Annotated in this window: 17 protein-coding genes and 1 pseudogene; 7 read left to right on the forward strand and 11 right to left on the reverse strand. The window is 66.4% G+C overall.

All coding sequences use genetic code 11. The features are described from left to right. Nucleotides 1-65: 65 nt before the first annotated feature. The 3 genes from OHB26_RS13895 to OHB26_RS13905 form a co-directional block, all read right to left on the reverse strand. Nucleotides 66-2210, reverse strand: a complete 2145-nt coding sequence (locus tag OHB26_RS13895) for a WD40 repeat domain-containing serine/threonine protein kinase (RefSeq protein ID WP_330184584.1) — start codon at nucleotides 2208-2210, stop codon at nucleotides 66-68. Nucleotides 2211-2257: 47 nt separating this feature from the next. After that, the gene (locus tag OHB26_RS13900) at nucleotides 2258-3493 is read right to left on the reverse strand and encodes an AI-2E family transporter (protein ID WP_330184585.1); all 1236 of its coding nucleotides are present in this window, start codon (nucleotides 3491-3493) and stop codon (nucleotides 2258-2260) included. A gap of 143 nt (nucleotides 3494-3636) precedes the next feature. Next, nucleotides 3637-4689, reverse strand: a complete 1053-nt coding sequence (locus OHB26_RS13905; RefSeq protein ID WP_330184586.1) for an NAD(P)-dependent alcohol dehydrogenase — start codon at nucleotides 4687-4689, stop codon at nucleotides 3637-3639. Between the two features lie 65 nt (nucleotides 4690-4754). Between OHB26_RS13905 and OHB26_RS13910 the strand changes: the two genes are divergently transcribed. Further along, entirely contained in the window at nucleotides 4755-5486 is a 732-nt protein-coding gene (locus OHB26_RS13910) for a ZIP family metal transporter (protein ID WP_330184587.1), read from the forward strand. Nucleotides 5487-5572: 86 nt separating this feature from the next. Further along, a complete protein-coding gene (locus OHB26_RS13915) occupies nucleotides 5573-6676 on the forward strand; it encodes a S1C family serine protease (RefSeq protein ID WP_330184588.1) in 1104 nt (367 codons plus the stop codon). Nucleotide 6677: 1 nt separating this feature from the next. Here OHB26_RS13915 and OHB26_RS13920 read toward each other — a convergent pair whose 3' ends face one another. From OHB26_RS13920 to OHB26_RS13935, 4 genes are all read right to left on the reverse strand, one after another. Beyond that, nucleotides 6678-7247 (reverse strand): vitamin K epoxide reductase family protein, encoded by a 570-nt coding sequence (locus tag OHB26_RS13920; RefSeq protein WP_330184589.1) that lies wholly within the window; start codon nucleotides 7245-7247, stop codon nucleotides 6678-6680. Further along, entirely contained in the window at nucleotides 7244-8020 is a 777-nt protein-coding gene (locus OHB26_RS13925; protein WP_330184590.1) for a DsbA family protein, read from the reverse strand. The genes OHB26_RS13920 and OHB26_RS13925 overlap by 4 nt, the downstream gene beginning before the upstream one ends. Nucleotides 8021-8328: 308 nt before the next feature. Then, nucleotides 8329-9180 carry a polyphosphate kinase 2 family protein gene (locus OHB26_RS13930; protein ID WP_330184591.1) on the reverse strand — a complete coding sequence of 284 codons (852 nt, stop codon included), beginning with the start codon at nucleotides 9178-9180 and terminating at the stop codon, nucleotides 8329-8331. Between the two features lie 74 nt (nucleotides 9181-9254). Then, on the reverse strand, nucleotides 9255-9977 hold the full coding sequence (locus OHB26_RS13935; protein WP_330184592.1) for an ESX secretion-associated protein EspG: 723 nt from the start codon (nucleotides 9975-9977) through the stop codon (nucleotides 9255-9257). 240 nt (nucleotides 9978-10217) lie between these two features. On the opposite strand from OHB26_RS13935, the gene OHB26_RS13940 reads away from it, so the two are divergent. The 3 genes and pseudogenes from OHB26_RS13940 to OHB26_RS13950 form a co-directional block, all read left to right on the forward strand. Continuing rightward, nucleotides 10218-10799 carry a hypothetical protein gene (locus tag OHB26_RS13940; RefSeq protein ID WP_330184593.1) on the forward strand — a complete coding sequence of 194 codons (582 nt, stop codon included), beginning with the start codon at nucleotides 10218-10220 and terminating at the stop codon, nucleotides 10797-10799. 237 nt (nucleotides 10800-11036) lie between these two features. Continuing rightward, nucleotides 11037-11846, forward strand: coding sequence for an alpha/beta fold hydrolase (locus OHB26_RS13945; RefSeq protein ID WP_330184594.1), 810 nt, complete (start codon nucleotides 11037-11039; stop codon nucleotides 11844-11846). An 87-nt stretch (nucleotides 11847-11933) separates the two neighbouring features. Further along, nucleotides 11934-12131: pseudogene (locus OHB26_RS13950) on the forward strand (hypothetical protein); the annotation flags it as partial. A 38-nt stretch (nucleotides 12132-12169) separates the two neighbouring features. Here the strand turns inward: OHB26_RS13950 and OHB26_RS13955 are convergent. Then, nucleotides 12170-12715 (reverse strand): dihydrofolate reductase family protein, encoded by a 546-nt coding sequence (locus tag OHB26_RS13955; RefSeq protein WP_330184595.1) that lies wholly within the window; start codon nucleotides 12713-12715, stop codon nucleotides 12170-12172. A gap of 166 nt (nucleotides 12716-12881) precedes the next feature. Here OHB26_RS13955 and OHB26_RS13960 point away from each other — a divergent pair, with 166 nt between their 5' ends. Further along, nucleotides 12882-13817: a LysR family transcriptional regulator gene (locus OHB26_RS13960; RefSeq protein ID WP_330184596.1), complete on the forward strand. Its 936-nt coding sequence runs from the start codon at nucleotides 12882-12884 to the stop codon at nucleotides 13815-13817. A gap of 46 nt (nucleotides 13818-13863) precedes the next feature. Here OHB26_RS13960 and OHB26_RS13965 read toward each other — a convergent pair whose 3' ends face one another. The 3 genes from OHB26_RS13965 to OHB26_RS13975 form a co-directional block, all read right to left on the reverse strand. Then, nucleotides 13864-15105 (reverse strand): saccharopine dehydrogenase family protein, encoded by a 1242-nt coding sequence (locus tag OHB26_RS13965; protein WP_330184597.1) that lies wholly within the window; start codon nucleotides 15103-15105, stop codon nucleotides 13864-13866. A gap of 22 nt (nucleotides 15106-15127) precedes the next feature. Beyond that, a complete protein-coding gene (locus OHB26_RS13970) occupies nucleotides 15128-16561 on the reverse strand; it encodes an ABC1 kinase family protein (RefSeq protein ID WP_330184598.1) in 1434 nt (477 codons plus the stop codon). Nucleotides 16562-16790: 229 nt separating this feature from the next. Then, entirely contained in the window at nucleotides 16791-17501 is a 711-nt protein-coding gene (locus OHB26_RS13975) for a TetR/AcrR family transcriptional regulator (RefSeq protein WP_330185634.1), read from the reverse strand. Between the two features lie 127 nt (nucleotides 17502-17628). Between OHB26_RS13975 and OHB26_RS13980 the strand changes: the two genes are divergently transcribed. After that, the gene (locus OHB26_RS13980; RefSeq protein ID WP_442942940.1) at nucleotides 17629-18975 is read left to right on the forward strand and encodes a DUF445 domain-containing protein; all 1347 of its coding nucleotides are present in this window, start codon (nucleotides 17629-17631) and stop codon (nucleotides 18973-18975) included. The last annotated feature ends 98 nt before the right edge of the window (nucleotides 18976-19073 follow it).

Genomic DNA, 19073 nt, shown 5'->3' on the forward strand with positions numbered 1-19073 from the left:
GCGGAATTCTCTGTCGCCGCATACACGCTGGAAGTGTGTCCGCGCCGACACTTCCGGTCGGCGCATCACCGGTAGTCGGCGACCCTCCACAATCGCACCGTTTTATCGGCGCTACCGGTCGCCAGCAGCGTGCCGTCCGGGCTGAAGGCGACCGTGTGCACCGGACCACCGTGACCGGTCATGGGATTGCCGATCGGCGCGCGAGTCCCGTTGTCCCACAGGCGAACCGTGCCGTCGCGACTACCGCTCGCCAGTAGCGCGCCGTCCGGGCTGAACGCCACCGCCAGCACCGGCTCGCTGTGCCCGCTCAGCGGATTCCCGGAGGCGGAACGAGTATTGGTGTCCCACAGGCGAATCGATGCATCGTCCCCCGCGGTCGCGAGTAGCACCCCCGCCGGATGGAAGGCCAGCGCCCGCACCGCGCTGTTATGCCCGGACAGTGCCGCCCCCGACGCGAGCCCGGTCGAATCATTCCACAGACGCACGGTGGTGTCCTGGCTCCCGGTGCCCACCAGTGTGCCCTTCGGGTGGAAGCCCACCGCCCGCACCGCACCCGTATGCCCGGTCATGGCGGCGCCGGTGGGTTGCCGGGTGCGCACACTCCACAGCTGCGCGGTGGTGTCGTCGCTGCCGGTCACCAGCAGCGTGCCGTCCGGGTGAAAAGCTATGCCGCGCACCGAATTCGTATGCGATGTCAGTGGGCTGCCGACGGGTCGGCGGGTATGCGCATCCCACAGTCGGGCGGTGTTGTCCTCACTCCCGGTGGCCAGCAGACTGCCGTCCGGGCTGAACGCCACCGCGCGAATCACCTTGCTGTGCCCGGTGAGTGGATCGCCGTCCTGCTTACCGGTGCGCACCTCGAACAGGCGGGTCGTATTGTCCTTCCCGCCGATGGCAAGGAATGTCCCGTCGGGGCTGAATGCCAGCGCCAGCACCTGCGATGGCAGGGTGAGGTCGCCTGGGGTGGTGGGGATTTGCGCACCGGTCGCCGGGGTCGCCGCGTTCCGATCGTGGCGGCCGAGCACCAGCCCGCCCGCGGTCGCCGCCGCACCCGCCGCGACGAACGCTCCGCCGATCAGCATCCGGCGACGCGTGAAACGCCTCGGCGCGGACGTCTTGCCCAGTGGCCCAGGCGCACCGATCGGCGGCGCGGATGTATTGTGCAGCGGCCCAAGCGTACCGATCAGTGGCGCGGGTGAATTGCCGCGTGGCCCGGGCGGATCCGTGTGTGGCCCGGACCTGCCGCCAGGGTGCCGCGCGGGTGGCTGGGAGAGTGCGGTCTCCGCGTCCTCGCCATGCCAGACCACTGGTCGCCCGGTCGGCGGCCGATGCCGGAGATCGGGCGAAAAGTGCACTCCGGGAGCGGTTTCCCCGGAACGTTCGACCGCCTCGCGGGCCGCGGCGGCGAAGCTGGCGCAATCGGGATAGCGGTCCTCGGGCCGTTTGGCGAGCACCGTCGCCAGGACGTCGTCGAGTCCGCTCGGCAGGCCGGGGCGGCGTTCACTGGGGCGCGGGGGAGCGGCGTGCAGATGCGCCGCGATGACCGCCGCGTCATCGGTGCGCGCGTACGGGGCCTCGCCGGTGAGCAATTTGAAGAGTGTGCAGCCCAGCGAATACTGGTCGGCGCGACGGTCCACCGGTCCGCCGCCGAAGCGTTCGGGCGCGGCATAGGCGAGGGTGGCGCTCACCCGCGAATTGGTCTCGGCATCCTCGACGGCGCGGGCGATACCGAAATCGGTAACCACGGTGCGCCCGATTCCGCCGATTCCGCACTCCACCAACAGGTTCGCGGGTTTGATATCGCGGTGCAGCACCCGATGCCGGTGTGCGTGATCCAGTGCGCGCCCGGCATCACCGATCATGCGCACCGCCCATTCGGCGGAGACGTAGCCGCCTTCGCGGGCGAGCATGGCGGCGGCGTCACCGCCGTCGATGTACTTCATGGAGATCCACAGCACCGGATCGCCGAGTGAATTGCGGTCGTAGATGGGCACGATATTGGGGTGGTCCAGCGCGGTGATCAGTGCTGCCTCACGCTCGAATCGGGCTCGCGCCTGACGGTCCTCGGCGAAGGTGTCATTGAGCACCTTGAGCGCGACCGACCGCTCCAGTCTGGGGTGGCGCGCCAGATATACCACCCCCATACCCCCGGCCCCCAACTGCCGTTCGATGGTGTAGCTCGCGAATACCGCGCCGGCCTGCAATCGCATCGGGCAGCCACCTCCCGTAAAGGGTACGACCGCCGGTGCCATTCGGTTCAGCCGTTTTCGGGGGCCGTTCCCTTCTTCCCGGGCGCGATCCGGCCGAGTCGCTCGGACAGCGGTTTACGCGGTCGCGGTGCGGGCGGTTCGGGTGGCTCCTGCACCTCGTAGCGGCGGATATACGCGCCGATGAACGCCTGCGCGGTGGCGGTGACGGGGATGGCCAGCAGCGCTCCGGTGGCCCCGAACAGGGCCGCTCCCGCCAGCACCGCGCCGAAGGCCACAGCGGGATGCATATCCAAAGTCGTTGCGGTGATGCGTGGTTGGAGCACATAGTTTTCGAACTGCTGATACAGCACGATGAATCCGAGAATCCACAGCGCGGTGCGCGGACTGTGCCCGAGCGCCACCACCACCGGCAGCGCGCCCGCCAGATAGGTGCCGACTGTCGGAATGAACTGTGAGACAACGCCGACCCAGAGCGCCAGCGCGATGGCGGACGGGATATCGAGAATCCGCATGGCCACGAAGTGCGCGATGGTGGAGCAGAGCGCGAGCAGTGCACGGGAATACAGGTAGCCGCCGGTCTTGTCGACCGCGATATCCCAGGCGCGCAATACATGTCGCTGCCGCTGCGGCGGCAGCACCGAGCAGACCGCGGTGCGGAAGCGCGGTCCGTCGGCGGCGAAGTAGTAGGTGAACAGCAGAACGCCCAGCGCCTGAAACAGCACGCCGATGGCGGTGGTGCCGATACCCCACACATCCCCGGCCAGTCCGACCAGCCAGGACTCCAGCCGCGAGCTCAATTGGGAGGCCCGCTCGGTGATATCGGCACCGGAGAGATCGGTGTGGAAGGTGCGATTGACCCACGCCACCGCGTCCTCGGTGGTGTGCGGTGCGTTCTTGACCAGCGAGGTGACCTGATCGACCACCAGATCGCCCATGGCCCAGACGAATCCGACCACCGCGGCCAGCACGATCAGGAAGACCGCGCCGGTCGCGGGGCCGCGTTTCCAGCCGCGCGCGGCCAGCCAGTTCACCGCCGGTTCGATGGCGAACGCCAGGAACAGCGACACCACCAGCACGGTCAGCAGACCCTGGAGTTTCTGCAACCCCCAGAAGGTGATGACGATCCCGGCCACCGTGCCCGCCGCCAGCAGATACGCGCGCGGCAGCCACGCCGGAATCGCCACCGTCCGTTTCAGCGGAGCGTCGTCAGTCGCGTTGTTCTCTTCGGATGAGTTGTTCTTCTCGGCAGCCTCGCCGGGCACGCCGTCAACCTCTTCGGGCACACCGCAAACGTAGCCGTGGCCCGGGGTTCTCGGAGCCAGCCCCCGTCATCCCGGCGCGTTTTTGGCCGGGATCCACACTGTCGGCGCATGCCTTGCCGGTATGGATCCCGGCCGAAAGCATGCCGGGACGACGAGGGGGCTGCCTACATGGTGGCGGTGTCGATGACGAAGCGGTAGCGCACATCGCTGGCCACCACCCGGTCGTAGGCCTCGTCGATGCGATCCGCCGAGATGACCTCGATCTCCGCGCCGATGCCGTGCTCGGCGCAGAAGTTCAACATCTCCTGGGTCTGCGCGATACCGCCGATCATGGATCCGGCCAGCGAACGCCGGTAGCCCGCGATGGTGAAAGGTTTGACGCTGAGCGGATTTTCGGGCAAGCCGAGAATCACCAGGGTGCCGTCCAGGGCGAGCAGCTTCATATAGCTGTCGATCGGCAGGTCCGCCGAGACGGTATTCAGGATCAGATCGAATTTCCCGCGCAATTCGCGGAAGGTCTGCTTATCGCTGGTCGCGTAGTAGTGCTGCGCGCCGAAGCGTTCGCCGTCGGCCTGCTTGCTCAGCGAATGGCTGAGCACGGTCACCTCCGCGCCCATGGCGGCGGCGATCTTCACTCCCACATGTCCGAGCCCGCCCATACCGATGATCGCGACCCGCTTGCCGGGGCCCGCGTTCCAATGCCGCAGCGGCGAATAGAGCGTGACGCCCGCGCACAGCAGCGGCGCCGCCTCATCCAGACCGATGCCCTCGGGAATGCCGACCACGAAGCCGTCGGTCACCACGACCTGCGTGGAGTACCCGCCCATGGTGTACCCGGCCGGGGCGAGCTCCGGAGCGACGGTGGTGTTGTAGGTCATGGTCGCGCCGCGATCGCAGTACTGCTCCTCGCCCGCCACACACGGCCCGCAGACGCCGCACGAATCGACCATGCAGCCCACGCCGACCCGGTCGCCGACCTTATGCCGGGTGACCTCGGAGCCGACCGCGGCGACCAGGCCCGCGATCTCGTGACCGGGCACGCAGGGGTAGCGGGTGCCGCCCCATTCGTCGCGGGCGGTGTGGATATCGGAGTGGCAGATGCCGGCGAACTTCACATCGATCAGCACATCTCGCGGACCGAGCTCACGGCGTTCGATAGCGAGCTTGGAGAACCGGCCATCGGGCGCGGAGACGGCATAGGCGGCAGCGATGCTCATGGGTACATGCCTACCACTCGGCGCGGCGCGCTCGCGACGCGCCGCCGGATCGGCATGCTGGGCCGGTGGCGATTCTGCTGGCACTGGTGTCGATGTGCTCGACCTTCATCGGCGGACTGGTCGCGGACCGCATCGGCGATCGCAAACGCCTGGTCCTGGGGCTGGCCGCGGGCGTCATGCTGGGCGTGGTCGCCTTCGACCTGTTGCCCGAGGCGCTGGCGGCCGATACCCGCATCGCACTGGGCGTGCCGGTACCGCTGCTGGCCGCCGTCGTCGGATTCCTCACCGTGCACATCGTCGAGCGGACCGTGGCTCTGCACACCGGCCACGAGGACGAATTCGGTTCGCACCACCACGATTTCGCCTCCGTCGGCCTGGTGGCGGCGGCGGGGCTGGTATTCCACAGCTTCCTGGACGGACTGAGTATCGGGCTGAGCTTCCAGGTGGATGCCGCCATCGGCGCGGCCGTGGCCATCGCGGTGATCAGCCATGATTTCGCCGACGGCTTCAATACCTTCACCCTGACCACGCTGTACGGCAATGCGCGCAAACGCGGCCTGGCCATGCTGGCGGCCGATGCCATCGCACCGGTGATCGGTGCGATCGTCGGCACCTTCCTCCATGTACCGGATCGATTCGTCGGCATGTATCTCGGCTACTTCGCGGGCTTCCTGCTGTACCTGGCGACCGCCGATATCCTGCCCGAGGCACATGCGGGTAGACCGTCCAAAGCGCCGCTGCTGTTCACCCTGCTCGGGCTGGGGGCCATGCTCGGAATCGCCGCGCTGAGCCATTGAAACGCACGAAGAGCGGCGTATCGGCCACTTGACCTGGTACACCAGGAGATACAGACCGCACGGCCGATGCGGTAGTGGAGGGATCGATGCACGACGACCCGCGGCGCACGAATTCGGCAGGTGGCGGGCGACTACTCGCCCTGATCTTCGCCGCGATCCTCGGTATCACCGCATTCCTCGGCTATCACGGCGATCTGGCGCGCTGGCCGTTCCACCGCGATCCGCCCACCGCATCCCTGCTCGGCCCGCCACTGCCGCCGCTGGACAACGCGCTCGTTTCGCGACTGGTGGATCCGGTGCTGGCGAATATCACCGCGGGCATCCGCCCGTACGGTCTCGGCGCGGCGGGTTCGGGCATTGTGCTCACCGCCGACGGACAGGTGCTCACCAGTCATCACGTCATCAAAGGCGCTGATACCGTGACGGTTTCGGATATCGGCACTGGTGCGGTGTACCCGGCCACGGTGCTCGGCTACGACTCCGCGGCCGATATCGCGCTCATCGAACTCACCGGCGCGGACGGCCTGCCGGTCGCGCGCATCGGCAGCTCGGCGGGTTTACGTCTCGGGGATCAGCTGCTGGCCATCGGCAATGCGGGTGGTACCGGATCGCCCACCGCGGTCGGCGGTGCGGTCACCGATCTGGACAGCACCATCGTGGCGCGCAATGCGGCGGATCTGTCCCGAAAGTCCTTGCACGGCTTGATCGCCGTCGCGGCGGCCGTCGCCGCCGGACAATCCGGCGGGGCACTGGTGGATCGATACGGCGCGGTCGTGGGTGTGGTCACCGCCGCCTCCGGGGATCTGCAGAAGGCCATGGGCCAGGGGCCCGAAGGCTATGCGGTGCCGATCGACACCGCCATGGCCGTGGTACGCCAAATCCGTTCCGGCACACCGACGGACACCGTGCACATCGGCCCGACCGCCACCCTCGGCATTCTCACCTCCGACGCCCAGCCCGCCGGGGCGCGCATCGATGTGGCCATCTACGGGCAACCCGCGTACGCGGCCGGGCTCACCGAGGGCGAGGTGATCACCGCCATCGACGGGCGGGTCGTCGCGAGCGCCCAAACCCTCAAGGCCGCACTGAATCTGCACAAACCCGATGATGTGGTGCGCCTGGATCTGACCGAGCCCGGTGGCGGGCAGCGGACCGTGAGCGTGACACTCACGGTCGGCCCGGCCAACTGACTCAGAGGTGATCGCGCCAGTAATCCTGGAATTGGATGTAGACGATCAGAATCACCACCGCGTAGTAGATGGCGACGACCGTCCACCGCCACTCCACGACAATTTGCAGGAGTCCGCGGGATTTACCCCACAGCTGCCCGGTCACCACCGCCAGCAGCAGCGGCGTCACCGCCCACACCACCATGCACCACGGGCACAGTGCGTGAATCTGGAACACCGCCTGATAGATCAGCCAGCCGATGAAACCCATACCCAGCGCCAGCCCGGACCACAGCCCACCCCAAATCCAGCGTGGCAGACCGATATTGGCGACCGCCAGCACCCCGAGGGTGACCACCACCGAGAAGCCGACCACACCGATGATCGGATTCGGGAACCCGAAGGCCGCCGCCTGATCCGATTCCATGACGGTGGTGCAGGACAGCGTCGAATCGATACTGCACAGCGGTTTGAAGCCGGGTTCGGTGAAGAGTTTGAACTTGTCGACCAGCAGCGTCACCGACGCACCCCAGCCGATCAATCCGCCCAGCAGTAGCGGCCAGGCGGATCGGGGTGGAGCCGAGATGATCACTTCGCCGCGGCCTCGATGACCGGCTGCAAACCGTTCGGGGTCATCAGCGCCTGCGGATCGCTGACCTGCTTACCGGCCACGTACACCGACGGGGTGGACTTGAGACCGGTATCGAAGACCGCCTTGGTCTCGTCCTTCACATAGGCGACGTACTTCTGATCCTTGATGCCCTGTGCCACAGCGGGATCGGTGTAACCGACCGAGGCGGCGATCTGGATCAGCTGATCATCGGTCATACCGTTGCCGCCCTCCTGGGGCTGCTGGCCGTACATGGCCGACAGCCACGCCTGGAACTTGGACGGATCGGCCGAGGCGACCACATAGGCCGCGCTCGCGGCGCGCGTGGAGAACTGGTTGCCGCTGGAGGCGCGGTCCAGGAACGAGATGATGTTGTACTCCACCACCGCGGTACCGCTCTTCACCTCGTCCTCGAGCGCGGTCGCGTTGTTCTTCTCGAACATCTGGCAGGCCGGGCACTGCAGATCGGCGACGACCTGCACCTTCACCTTGGCATCCGGCTTACCGATGCGGATCGCACCGCCCTCGGTGAGATTCGGCGGCACCGCGCCCGCGCTCGCGTCATGGGTGACGACCGGAGCGAACGAACTCGACGCGTCGTTGCTGTCGGACTTGCGCATCGCCAACCCGATACCGATCGCCGCGATGAGCCCGACCAGCACCACGCCGACGCCGACCTGGATCATGATCTTTCGATTGCGATCAGCCTGTTGAGCCTTGGCCAGAGGATTCTTGCGATCACCCGGTTTGCTCACCGCGCGCTCACCACGCCTTTCCTAGTCACGACTTCTGCGAGCCTATCTTCACCCGCAAACCTGAGAGAATGCTGTAACCATTGCCCTCCGCTTCGCTGCGGGCGGGTTCGCGACTGTATTTTCTGCCCTCCGCTTCGCTCCGGGCGGGTTCGCGGCCCTGAAGTCCCGGTTCTTCCCTCCCTCCGGCTCCCCCGCTTCGCTCCCCCGCCTCCGGTCGGTCCAGAACCGGGACGGCCGCGAACCTCAGGGGCGGGGCGGGGTGAAGTCCCCGCACGGGATCGCGGGCATCGCGGTGACGCCACGGATCCCTATGCCTGGGCGAGCTTCTTCTTCTCCGCGTCGACGTCGAAAGTGGCTTGGGGCCAATCGAGTTTGAGGCCCTGCAGGGCGTCGATGAGAAGTTCGGTGACCGCCAAGCGGGCGTACCACTTGTGATCGCAGGGCAGTACCTGCCAGGGCGCGTGATCGGTATTGGTGCGATCCAGCACCGCCTGGTACGCCTCCTGATACGCGGGCCAGTAGGCACGCTCGGCGAGATCGTTGGGGCTGTACTTCCAATGCTTGTCCGGTCGATCCAGGCGCTGCATGAGGCGCTTCTTCTGCTCGTCGAGCGAGACGAACATGGCGACCTTCACCACGACGGTGCCCTCGTCGACGAGTTTGCGCTCGAACTTGTTGATCTCGTCGTAGCGCTTGCCCCATACCTCCGGCGGCACCAGATCGTGCACCCGCACCACGAGCACATCCTCGTAGTGCGAGCGGTCGAAGACGCCGATCTGACCGCCGCGCGGCAGCTGCCTGCGAATACGCCACAGGTAGTGGTGCTTGCGCTCCTCGGGGGTCGGCACGCCGAAGGCCGCGTGATCCACGCCCTGCGGATCCACCGAACCGATCACATGCCGGACGATGCCACCCTTGCCCGCGGTGTCCATGCCCTGCAACACCAGCAGCACACTGCGGTTGTCGCCTTGCCTGCCGTTGGCGTAGAGCCGTTCCTGCAGATCCGAGAGCACGCCGGCGCGTTCGGCCAGCAATTGCTCCCCGGCGCGCTTATCGCCCTTGAAACCGGGGGTCGCGGATGTGTTCAGATCGCTGACCCGCACACCATCGGCCCGCAGGACCTTGGTAACCGGTTTCGACCACGATGTCGCCTTCGCCATCCGTCATGCGTAACACGCCGGTGCGGTTCGTGTGGGCAAGCACGCCGAAATCGTGACGGTGAACCCGAGGCAACCTAAACCCGTGCCAGACGGACCAGATGTTCGGCCAACTCGGCATCACTTACCGGGGTGAGGGTCAGATCGGTGGCGGTGGTGAGCAGATAGCGGCCGTCACCGGAGAAATCCAGCCAGGTGCGATGCCGGGTCGGCGGGGAGAGCGGATTGGCGGGCTCGACGGTGACGGTGATGAAACCGCGCCCGTCCACCGGTTCGCGGAGTTTGCGGCGGAAGTGATCGGCGGCCAGATCGGCCGAATCGGGTTGGGCGACAGTATGTTCGGTATTCGAATCGGCGTCCGGCTGCGGTGGCAGCAGTACCGCGTGCTGCGGTTCGCGCATCGGGGCGTGCCGGCCGGGCGGTGCGGAGCCGATGATCTCCACCAGCTCCTGGCCGAGTTGATCGGCGGGACAGATCGTTACCGAGACCGTGTCGGGCAGTGCGACCAGAATGCCCGCGCGCTGCTGTGCCACCGCCGCGAAGGCCAGAATGCGCCGGGGCGCGGGATCGGTGCATTCGCCGTAGAGGGTGACGGTGGTGGTGTCGGTGCGCGCGCACAGCATGAGCGCCGCGCTCAGATCCGGATCGGTGCGGTAGCGATGCCGCATTCGAGATGTGGCGCTCGGGTTTTCGGTGTCGGTGGCGCGCGGCAGGGTGTCGAGGGGGTAGGGGCGGCGTTCCAGCTCGGTTTCGCGGGTCCAGACCAGCGCGAATTCGTCCGGGGTCAGCATCCATTTCATGCCGGGCACGGCCTGGCGTCCGATAAGGACATAAGCGGGCGTCCCCCTTTCTCGCGGTACGACCCTCCATCCCGATCGCGACCCTACCGGAGGGTTTCCGCACCCGCGTCCCGTCGCGTAAGGGGGCTTACTGTGACGTACCGCACGGTAGGGTTCGGTCGCCGAATGTGCGATCATCCCACCTGGTCGACCGACCAGAGCTTGTGTCGTCGCGCCACAGGCGGATAGCCGGAGGTGGCGATGAAGACCGAGCATCCGACCCCTGTCGCACCCGTCCGGCTCCCGCGCGCACGTGCCCTGGCCTGCGGAATCCTGGCCGCCGGAGCGGTCGCGCTGCAACCCGGCGAGACACTGAACTCGGTGTTGCCGGACTCGAACGGCCTGCTGTGGTTCGTGGCCAAGAACAATGGCGTCGTAGGCACTCTCGATCCGGAAACCGGTGCGACACAGGTGATCCGGCTCGGCAGCGGCGCCGACGGCGAGATCGAGAACTCCTTCGCCGTCGGCAATGACGGCGACGTCTACATCGCCACCAATCGCGAACTGCTGCGCTTCGACTCCGGCCCCGGCGGCACCCCCGACATCACCTGGCGCGTCACCTACGCCAACTCCGGCCAGCGCACACCCGGCCAGGTCGACGACGGACTGGACCGCCCTGGACTACCGCACCGGAAACCTGGTGTGGCAACGCCGATCCGGCTCCGGCCCCCTCTACGACAACAATTACGCGGGCCTGGCCCTCGGCCCCGACGGCACCGCCTACCTGGGCGTCCTCGGCGGCCTCAGCTCCCTGCGCGACGGGGCGTAGCAGCGCACATCTGAATCATCAAGCAGCCCAGGGGCTTGCACCTCGGCGCTGGTGGATCCTGGTCGTGCTGCGCCCGATAGCGCTCATCCTGGCGCCCTCTCGCGGGTCGGGGCCGCGTTCACCGCTGCGATGGCGGGCAGTCTCCTGCGACATCGGCCCCATGTCAGTTCCGTGTCAGGGAGATATCAGCCGGGCAGGCCAACGTATCCCATGAACAGCGGCCCAGCTCCCCGCCACCGCACAGCGAACAGATGAAGGAACCGATTGCCATGACCCGCACCAGCGTCTCCTCGACCGCTTCCGCCTGGACCGGCATGATCGCCGTCGACGACACCGAACTGGCCGTGACGGACGCCGGCGGCTCCGGACCGGCCGTCATCTACCTGAACGGCGCCTACGCCAATCAGAAGCCGTGGAAGCCCGTGATCGCCGAACTCGGCGACGGCTTCCGTCACATCACCTACGACATGCGGGCACGCGGCAAGTCCGAGCGGTCGGCGGATTACTCCTTCGAGACCCATCTGAGCGACCTCGACGCGGTCCTTGCGGCGCTCGGGGTCGAGCGGGCGATCATCGTGGGCTGGTCCTACGGCGCGACACTCGCGGCGCACTGGGCCGAGCGCAATCCCGGCCGCGTCATCGGAGTCGTCGCCGTGGATGGCGCCATGCCCTACGGTCTGACCGGCGAGGAAGGCCGCGAACACATTCGCAAGCTCTTCCACAAGATGCGCTGGTTGTTCCCGATCTGCCGCCCGTTCGGCTTGGCCGCGAAGATGTCGGTCGAGGAGCACACCGCGGTCGCCGTCGAGATCAACCAGCTCTGCTCCGAGATGGCCCCGGTCCTGAACCGGATCAGCCGCCCGCTGCGCTACGTCCTGGCCAGCGGTTCCAACCTCGGCGGCAGCGCGGAGGAAATGAAAGCCGCCCGCGACTCACTCGACCCGGTGCTGGCCGCCAACCCCAACCTCACCGTGTACGCACAGGTCCCCAGCAACCACTCCAAAATCCTGCGCAAGGACTTCCGCGCCGTCGCCGACGCCGTGCGTGCGACGGACGTATAACGACGGACGTATAGAAGGAAAGAGATACTGTCGTGTCCACGCTCACCCCCGCCGGTACGATCGTCGCCGCGCTGATCGCCGTCGCCGGCGGCCGCCACGCTCGTCGGATTGTTCGGTCCGTTCCTCCCGGCGGCGGCCCTGGGTTGTCTCGGCGGCATCGCCGCGGTCGGCGCATTGGGCACCGTCGCCGGTCAACTCCTGATCACCGCCCCGATCGCCAGCGCGGCCGCCGCGCAGTACTTCATCACCAACAATCAGCCGTTGCACGTCCCCGGCAACAGGTAGTGGGCACGCCCGGCGGCCGACCACCGACCACCGGGCGATCAGCGCGGGGCGAGGCGGTGCACGACGATGCCGGATTTGAAGTTCGTCGTCTCGATCAACTCGAAATGTGTGAGGTCGGCGTAGCCCTCGAAGAGTCGCTCGCCCGTGCCTGCGATGGTCGGGAAGATCCAGAAGTGGTATTCGTCAACCAGTTTCGCCTCGAGCAGCACGTGCGAGAGCGACCCGGTGCCGAATTTGAGGATGTCACCGCCATCCTCCGACTTGAGCGCGCGCACCGCGTCGACGACATCCCCTTGCAGGACAGTGGCGTTCCAGGTGGCCTCGCGCTGTGCGAGCGTTCGAGATGCCACGTACTTGGGCATGGCGTTGATCCGGGCGGTGTACGGATCGTCATCGGGCCGAGTCGGCCATACCGCGGCGAATCCGGCGTAGGTTTCCCGCCCCAGTAGCAGCGCGTCCGAAGCGAACAGCAACTCCGACGCGTATTCGCTGTGCTCGGCATCCCAATACGGGCCGCCCCACTTATGCGGCTCGCCGACAATCCCGTCGGTGGTGACGAAAGTGGATTCGATGATCTTGCGCATTGACAACCTTTCGAATTCGAGTGGACTTTCGCCCCTGCCGGTCCACTCTCACCCTGCCGCCCGCGGATTACCCCGAACAAGATCTGTTTGCTCCAAGGAGCATGAAACATCGCTACACACTGCGCTCCGTACCGGTCCGGTCGGCCGCGCGAACTGGAGGACATCGATGCTGGAACGACTCGAACTGGAGGCGTTTCTCACTCTCGCCGAGGAGCTGCACTTCGGCCGGACCGCGGACCGCCTGGGGCTGACGACGAGCCGCATCAGTCAAACCATTCGCCGACTCGAACGGCGTATCGGCGCAGCACTTTTCGAACGCAACAGCCGCAAGGTGTCGCTCACCGATGTCGGCAGGCAGCTGCGTGATGATCTGCGACCGGCCTATGAACAGATTGCCGCGGGGGTCACCGCCGCGAGTCGCGGCAATATGGTGCCGCGGGTGCTGGTGGTGGGATTCTCCGCCCCCTGGTGCGGCAATCTCATGGTGCGGGCCGCCGAACTCTTTCGCCGTCGATACCCCGGCAGCGTGATCTCGGTGGAGGAGATTCAACTCATGGATCCGCTGGCACGGATGCGGGCCGGCGTCGTCGATCTCCAGCTGACCGAATTCCCCATCGCCGAACCCGACATCACCACCGGGCCGATCATCTTCTCCGAACCCCGCGCGCTCATGGTGCCTTCGAATCATCCTTTCGCGCAACGCGATTCGGTATCGATGGAAGATGTCGCCGACACCACGCTGGTCACCCTCGCCGATGCGTCGATACCGCGCTACTGGATGGACTACTACTTCCCCCGCCGCACTCCGGCCGGTCGGCCCATCCCGCAGGGACCCGCTGTCATGTTCTGGCAGGAGGCGCTGGTCCACGTCAGCCAAGGCGTCGGCGTCAGCACCGTGGCCGCGCGCGCCGAGCAATTCCACACTCGCCCCGGCATGGCTTTCGTTCCCTTCCACGATGCCCCGCCGATCGACTACGGCCTCATGTGGCCGACCGCCAACCGAAATCCGCTGCTGCGCCCATTCATCGACACCGTCCGGGAACTCGCCGCGGCCGAAGATGTACTCGCCCCGCATCCGTCACCGGCGCACAACGCCGAGTAGGACGTTTTGCCGCGCCGGTCGCGCACCCCGGGCTGAGCGGTCGGCCTCAGGCCAGGTCGACGTCGATGGTCATACCCGCCTTGCGGAGACGATCGGTGAGCGCATCGCCCATGGCCGAGGCGGGGGTGAGAATGCCAGCCAGCTCCGGCAATTGGTCGAAGGCCAGGGTCAGGCCGGACTGGCCGAGCATGACGGCGGTGGCCGCGTAGCCCGGATCGCCCTTACCGGCGAAGGTGCAGACGTACTTCGCGCCGGAGGTGGTGTGCGCGAAGGTGCGCATGGTGAACCAGCCACTGAGGCGGGCCTTTTCGCTCGGGCCGGTACCGGGCTTGGGGACCAGGCGATCCAGGAGCTTACGGCCCACCGCGACACGGGACAGCACCGCGCCCGCGGCCATGGTCGCCACAATGCCGCCCGCCATACCCGCCGCGACCAGCGGTGCGGTGGCCGAGCTGCCCGCGCTCATGACCTCGCGATAGCGGAAGTTCTTGCCGTACGGCCAGCCCAGCAGGCCGTTGCTGCGGCGCACGATCTTGGTGTTGTGCGCGCCCATGATGAAGGTGGCGACCCAGCCGTTCAGGCTCGGATCGATATTGGAGGCCCGCTCCAGCGCCTGATCGCTCTGGCGGCCCACCTCCGGATCCATGGACCTGTCCGGGCTCAGCGAATACGGGTGCGACATGATCGCGCCCTTCTTCGGATCCGCGGCAATGGCCTCCATCATGGCGCGGCCGGAGTCCACCGTGCCACCGCTGACCCCGCCCTTGAGCCACGCCACCAGGGTCACATCGGTGAGCTCGCCGGTATTGTCGCCGACACTGCGCTTGTACAGCTGGTACACGCTCAGATCCGACGGAATCGAGTCGTAGCCACAGGAATTCACGATCTTCGCGCCGGTCTCGGCGGCCCGATCGCCGAAGCGGTCGATGCATTCGCGAATGAAGAGCGGCTCACCGGTGAGATCGGCGTAGTGCGTACCGTTCTCGGCGCACGCCTGTACCAGCGGCAGCCCGTAACGCAGGTACGGTCCGACCGTGGTGACCACGACCTCGGTGCGCGCGGCCAGCGCGTCCAGGCTCGCCTGATCGGTCGAATCCGCCTGTACCAGTGGCCATTCCGCCGCACCGGGGCCGAGTTCGGCGCGCACCGCGGCCAACTTGTCGGCCGAGCGCCCGGCCAGGGCGATGCGCGCCCCGGCGGGTGCGGCCTCGATCAGATACTGCGCCGTCAGCTTGCCGACGAAACCCGTCGCGCCGAATAGCACGAGGTCGAATTCCCTGTCTGCCATGATTATTTCCGTCCGGTGGGGTTCACGCCTTCGCGGCGCGTTTGCGAGTGGTCTTCTTCTTGGGTCCGGTGGTCGGGGTGGGCGCGGGCCTGCTGGTCAGCCAATCCCTATGCGCAAGACCGAGTTCGGTGACCGGTTCATCCCCGTACAGCCATTCCCGGGCAATGCGATGCCAATTGCCGGTCGCCTCCAACTGCCCGAGCATGCCGAAGGTGAGGAAATCCGCGCGCCGCGAGAACAGATGCTCCGGCGGCAGATTCTGCTGCTTCATACCGGAGAATTCACTGGCCCGCGGGTCGACCGCGAGTATGAAAGCGCCCGAGGCCAGCTCGGGCGTAATGGTGAGATCCTCGTCCACCAGCGCCCATTCGCACGCCGCGAGCACGTACTCCAGGCACTCCTCGGGGGTGATCTCCTCCGGTGAATCGATCACTCCGCGCTGAATCATCAAGTCGCGCAACTCTTCCGCCTGATCCTCGGCGGCGGCGCGGATACAGGTGGCCTCGAATTGGACGTGCTCGGGATCCATCCGGTTGTACAGACCGAAATCCAGGAACGCCACCCGCCCATCCGCGCCCAGCAGCAGATTGCCCGGATGCGGATCACCGCAGAACTCGTTGAAGGTGAAGAGCGAACCCACATAGAACCGGTAGATGATCTCGCCGATCCGATCCCGCTCCGGCGCGGGCAACGCCCGGATCTCCTCGAAGCCGTGCCCCGGGAAGTACTCGCTCACCAGCACGCGCTGGGTGGACAGCTCCGGAAAGGTATCCGGCACCACGATGAACGGATGCCCGCGATACAGCTCGGCGATCTGCTTCTGCGTATTCGCCTCGGCGACGTAATCGAGCTCGCTCTCCAGGTTCAACCGCAGCTCATCCAGGACGGCCGGGGTGATCCACGGCATGGCCGACTGCAGAATGCGCCGGAACATGGCCAGGTTCTTCAGATCCGCGCGTACCGCGGCGTCGATTCCCGGGTACTGCACCTTCACCACGACGGTGCGCCCGTCACGCAGTTTCGCCCGATAGACCTGTCCGATGGAGGCCGCGGCAATGGGTTCGGGTTCGAAATCGACGAACACCTCTTCGAGGGTTCTGCCGAAGTCCTCCTCGATCACCGCGCGCATCACATCGAAGGAAACCGAGGGCGCGCTGTCCCGCAGTACGGCGAGCCGCCGCTGAAAACGTTCGCGATGCTCCGGCGGAACCAGATCCAGGTCCAGCACCGAGAGCATCTGCCCGAGTTTCATGGCGACGCCCTTCATGGTGCCCAGCACCATGACCATCTGTTCGGTGGCCCGGATCATCGACTCCTCGGCCATGCGTTCGCGCACCGCCTCCGAGCGACCGCGCATCGACCGCCGAGTCTTCTGGGCTCGCAAGGCATTACCGGCGACGGCCATTCCGAGCTTGGTCCCCCGCGCAAGCCTGGATGTGGGCAGCTCTTTCGCCATCAGTGACCCTCCATAGAACCAGCACCCCCATTGGCGCCGACGCCGACGAGAACCTCGATGTGCCCGCCGTCCGTCAGCCTAACCACTGTTCCGCCTCCCCGGCACTCCTGCGCCCGGCCGAAATCCGTTGGCTGTTGGGCACGCGGCCTGCGGTTTGGTGCCGAACCGATTTCGGGCGTACCCCGGGAGTTACCCGGCCCGCACGAGATCGGTTGTCACCTTCCGAGCTTCACGCCTTGTTCTCCGGATCAGGTAATACATGCGGCTTGGAGTTGAACCACGTCCGGTCGCCGCCCGCGCGCACCATGCCCTCGATGGCACTCCAGGCCATCATGGTCAGGTAGTCGAGCATCTCGTCACTGGACATGGTGCGGTTGGTGATCCACCAGTCCGTGGCCAGTTGGACGCCGCCGACCAGGACGTAGGCCCAGAGCATCGCGCCCTCGGTCTGTACGCCCCGGGAGAACGCCTTATCGGTGATGACCGCCGACACCACCTGGGCGAAGAGCTTCTCGAAGTCGGCGAGGGTGGAGGTGTCGGTGGAGGCGCCATTGCCCATGATGAACCGGTAGACGTCGGTATCGGCGTCGACGGTGTGCACGTAGGCGGCGAGGGTATTGCGGACCAGCTGGTACTCGTCGAGATCATCGCTGATGGCCTCGTAGATACGCGGCATGAGCGTGGTCTCGATGAACCGCTCCATGGTGGCGCGGGTGAGATCCTGCTTATCCGAGAAGTACCGGTAGAGCACGGTTTTGGAGACGCCGATCTCGGCGGCGATCTCATCCATGCCGGCGTCCCCGCCGCGCGCGCGAATGGCCGCGAGGGTGCCGTCGACGAGCTCTTCCCGGCGGTCGATCTTGTGTTGCTGCCAGCGCCGCTTACGACCGTCCTCGCGACCCGGTCGAGTGGTGGCGTCGACGGCTCTTTGGGTGGACAGCGTGACTCCCTGGTTCGTTCTGTGGGCTGGGCCTAATCAGCTTAAGCCTCGCATGTCCCGGATCGCCGATGTTCGGGACCGGCCCGGTGCCGACGACCAACTTCCGGGAAGCAGCAGAATGGAACATATGGAGCAACCTGCCGGCAGTGCCGGGGTCCTGGAAACCAGCGGGCGTGCGTCGCAGCCCGCCCCCGCGCCGGGTGGAGCCTTCGCCGATCTGCTCGGCGATGAAGGCAAGGCCAAAGACCTCTGGCGGATGAAGGCCATAGCCACCGCGTTCCTGGCGGCGGCGACGGTGATCTACCTGTTCTGCCGCTGGACCGAATCACGCGGTGCGGGCGGTGACTGGGTCGGCTATGTGCGGGCCGCGTCCGAGGCGGGCATGGTCGGCGCGCTCGCCGACTGGTTCGCGGTGACGGCGCTGTTCCGGCATCCGCTCGGCCTGCCGATTCCGCACACCGCCATCATCCGGAAGAAGAAGGATCAACTCGGCGCGGGTCTCGGTGATTTCGTGCGCACCAATTTCCTCTCACCCGATGTGGTGGTGACGAAATTGAACTCCGCGCAGATCTCCTTCCGGCTCGGCCGCTGGATGGCCGATCCGGCACACGCCGAACGCGTGGCCGAGGAGAGCGCCACCATTCTCAACGCGGTCATCGGTGTGCTGCGCGATGAGGATGTCGAGCAGATCATCGATCAGACGATCGTGAAGCGGGTGGCCGAACCGCTCTGGGGTCCACCGCTGGGCAAGGTGCTCAAGGAGCTGATCGCCGACAATCGCCAGGCCCCGCTGCTGGATCTGCTAGCCGAGCGCGCACACCAGTGGGCCCTGGATTCGCAGGAGACCATCGATCGCATCGTGAACCGGGACGCACCCTCGTGGGCGCCCAAGTTCGTGAATTCACTGCTCGCCGAACGTATCTACCGCGAGTTGGTGGAGTTCACCTGGAAGGTCCGCACCCAGCCCGAGCATGAGGTCCGGCAGGCCGCGAATCGCTTCCTGGAGGATTTCGCGCACGATCTGCAGTTCGACGACGCCATGATCAAGAAGGCGGAGCGGGTCAAATCCGAACTCATGGGCCGCGAGGAGATCACCGGTCTGGCGCATGCGACCTGGCGCGCCGCCAAGCGGATGATTCTGGAGTCCGCCGAGGATCCGAACTCCACGCTGCGCCGCAAGGTGGCCGAGAACGTGCGGAACCTGGGGGAGCGGCTGTCGGCCGATGAGGGCATGCGTGCCAAAGTGGACGGGTGGCTGGAGCGTGGCGTGCGCTATCTGGTCCTGAACTACGGTGACGAATTCGCCACTCTGGTCAGCGATACCGTTGCCCGGTGGGATGCCGACGAAGCCAGTCGCAAGATCGAATTGGCGGCCGGGCGTGATCTGCAATTCATCCGCATCAATGGCACGGTGGTCGGTTCGCTGGCCGGGCTGGCGATCTACGCCGTTTCAAATTTGCTGTTCCATGGCTGATTCCGGTACCGCCGGACGTTTGCCGCAATGGTGCTAGCAGAGCGCTTGCAAGAGTTAGCACCCCCCTTTAGAATTGACCGCACAACCGCCGGAAGGTC

The sequence above is a fragment of the Nocardia sp. NBC_01503 genome (genome assembly GCF_036327755.1).
Taxonomy (GTDB): domain Bacteria; phylum Actinomycetota; class Actinomycetes; order Mycobacteriales; family Mycobacteriaceae; genus Nocardia.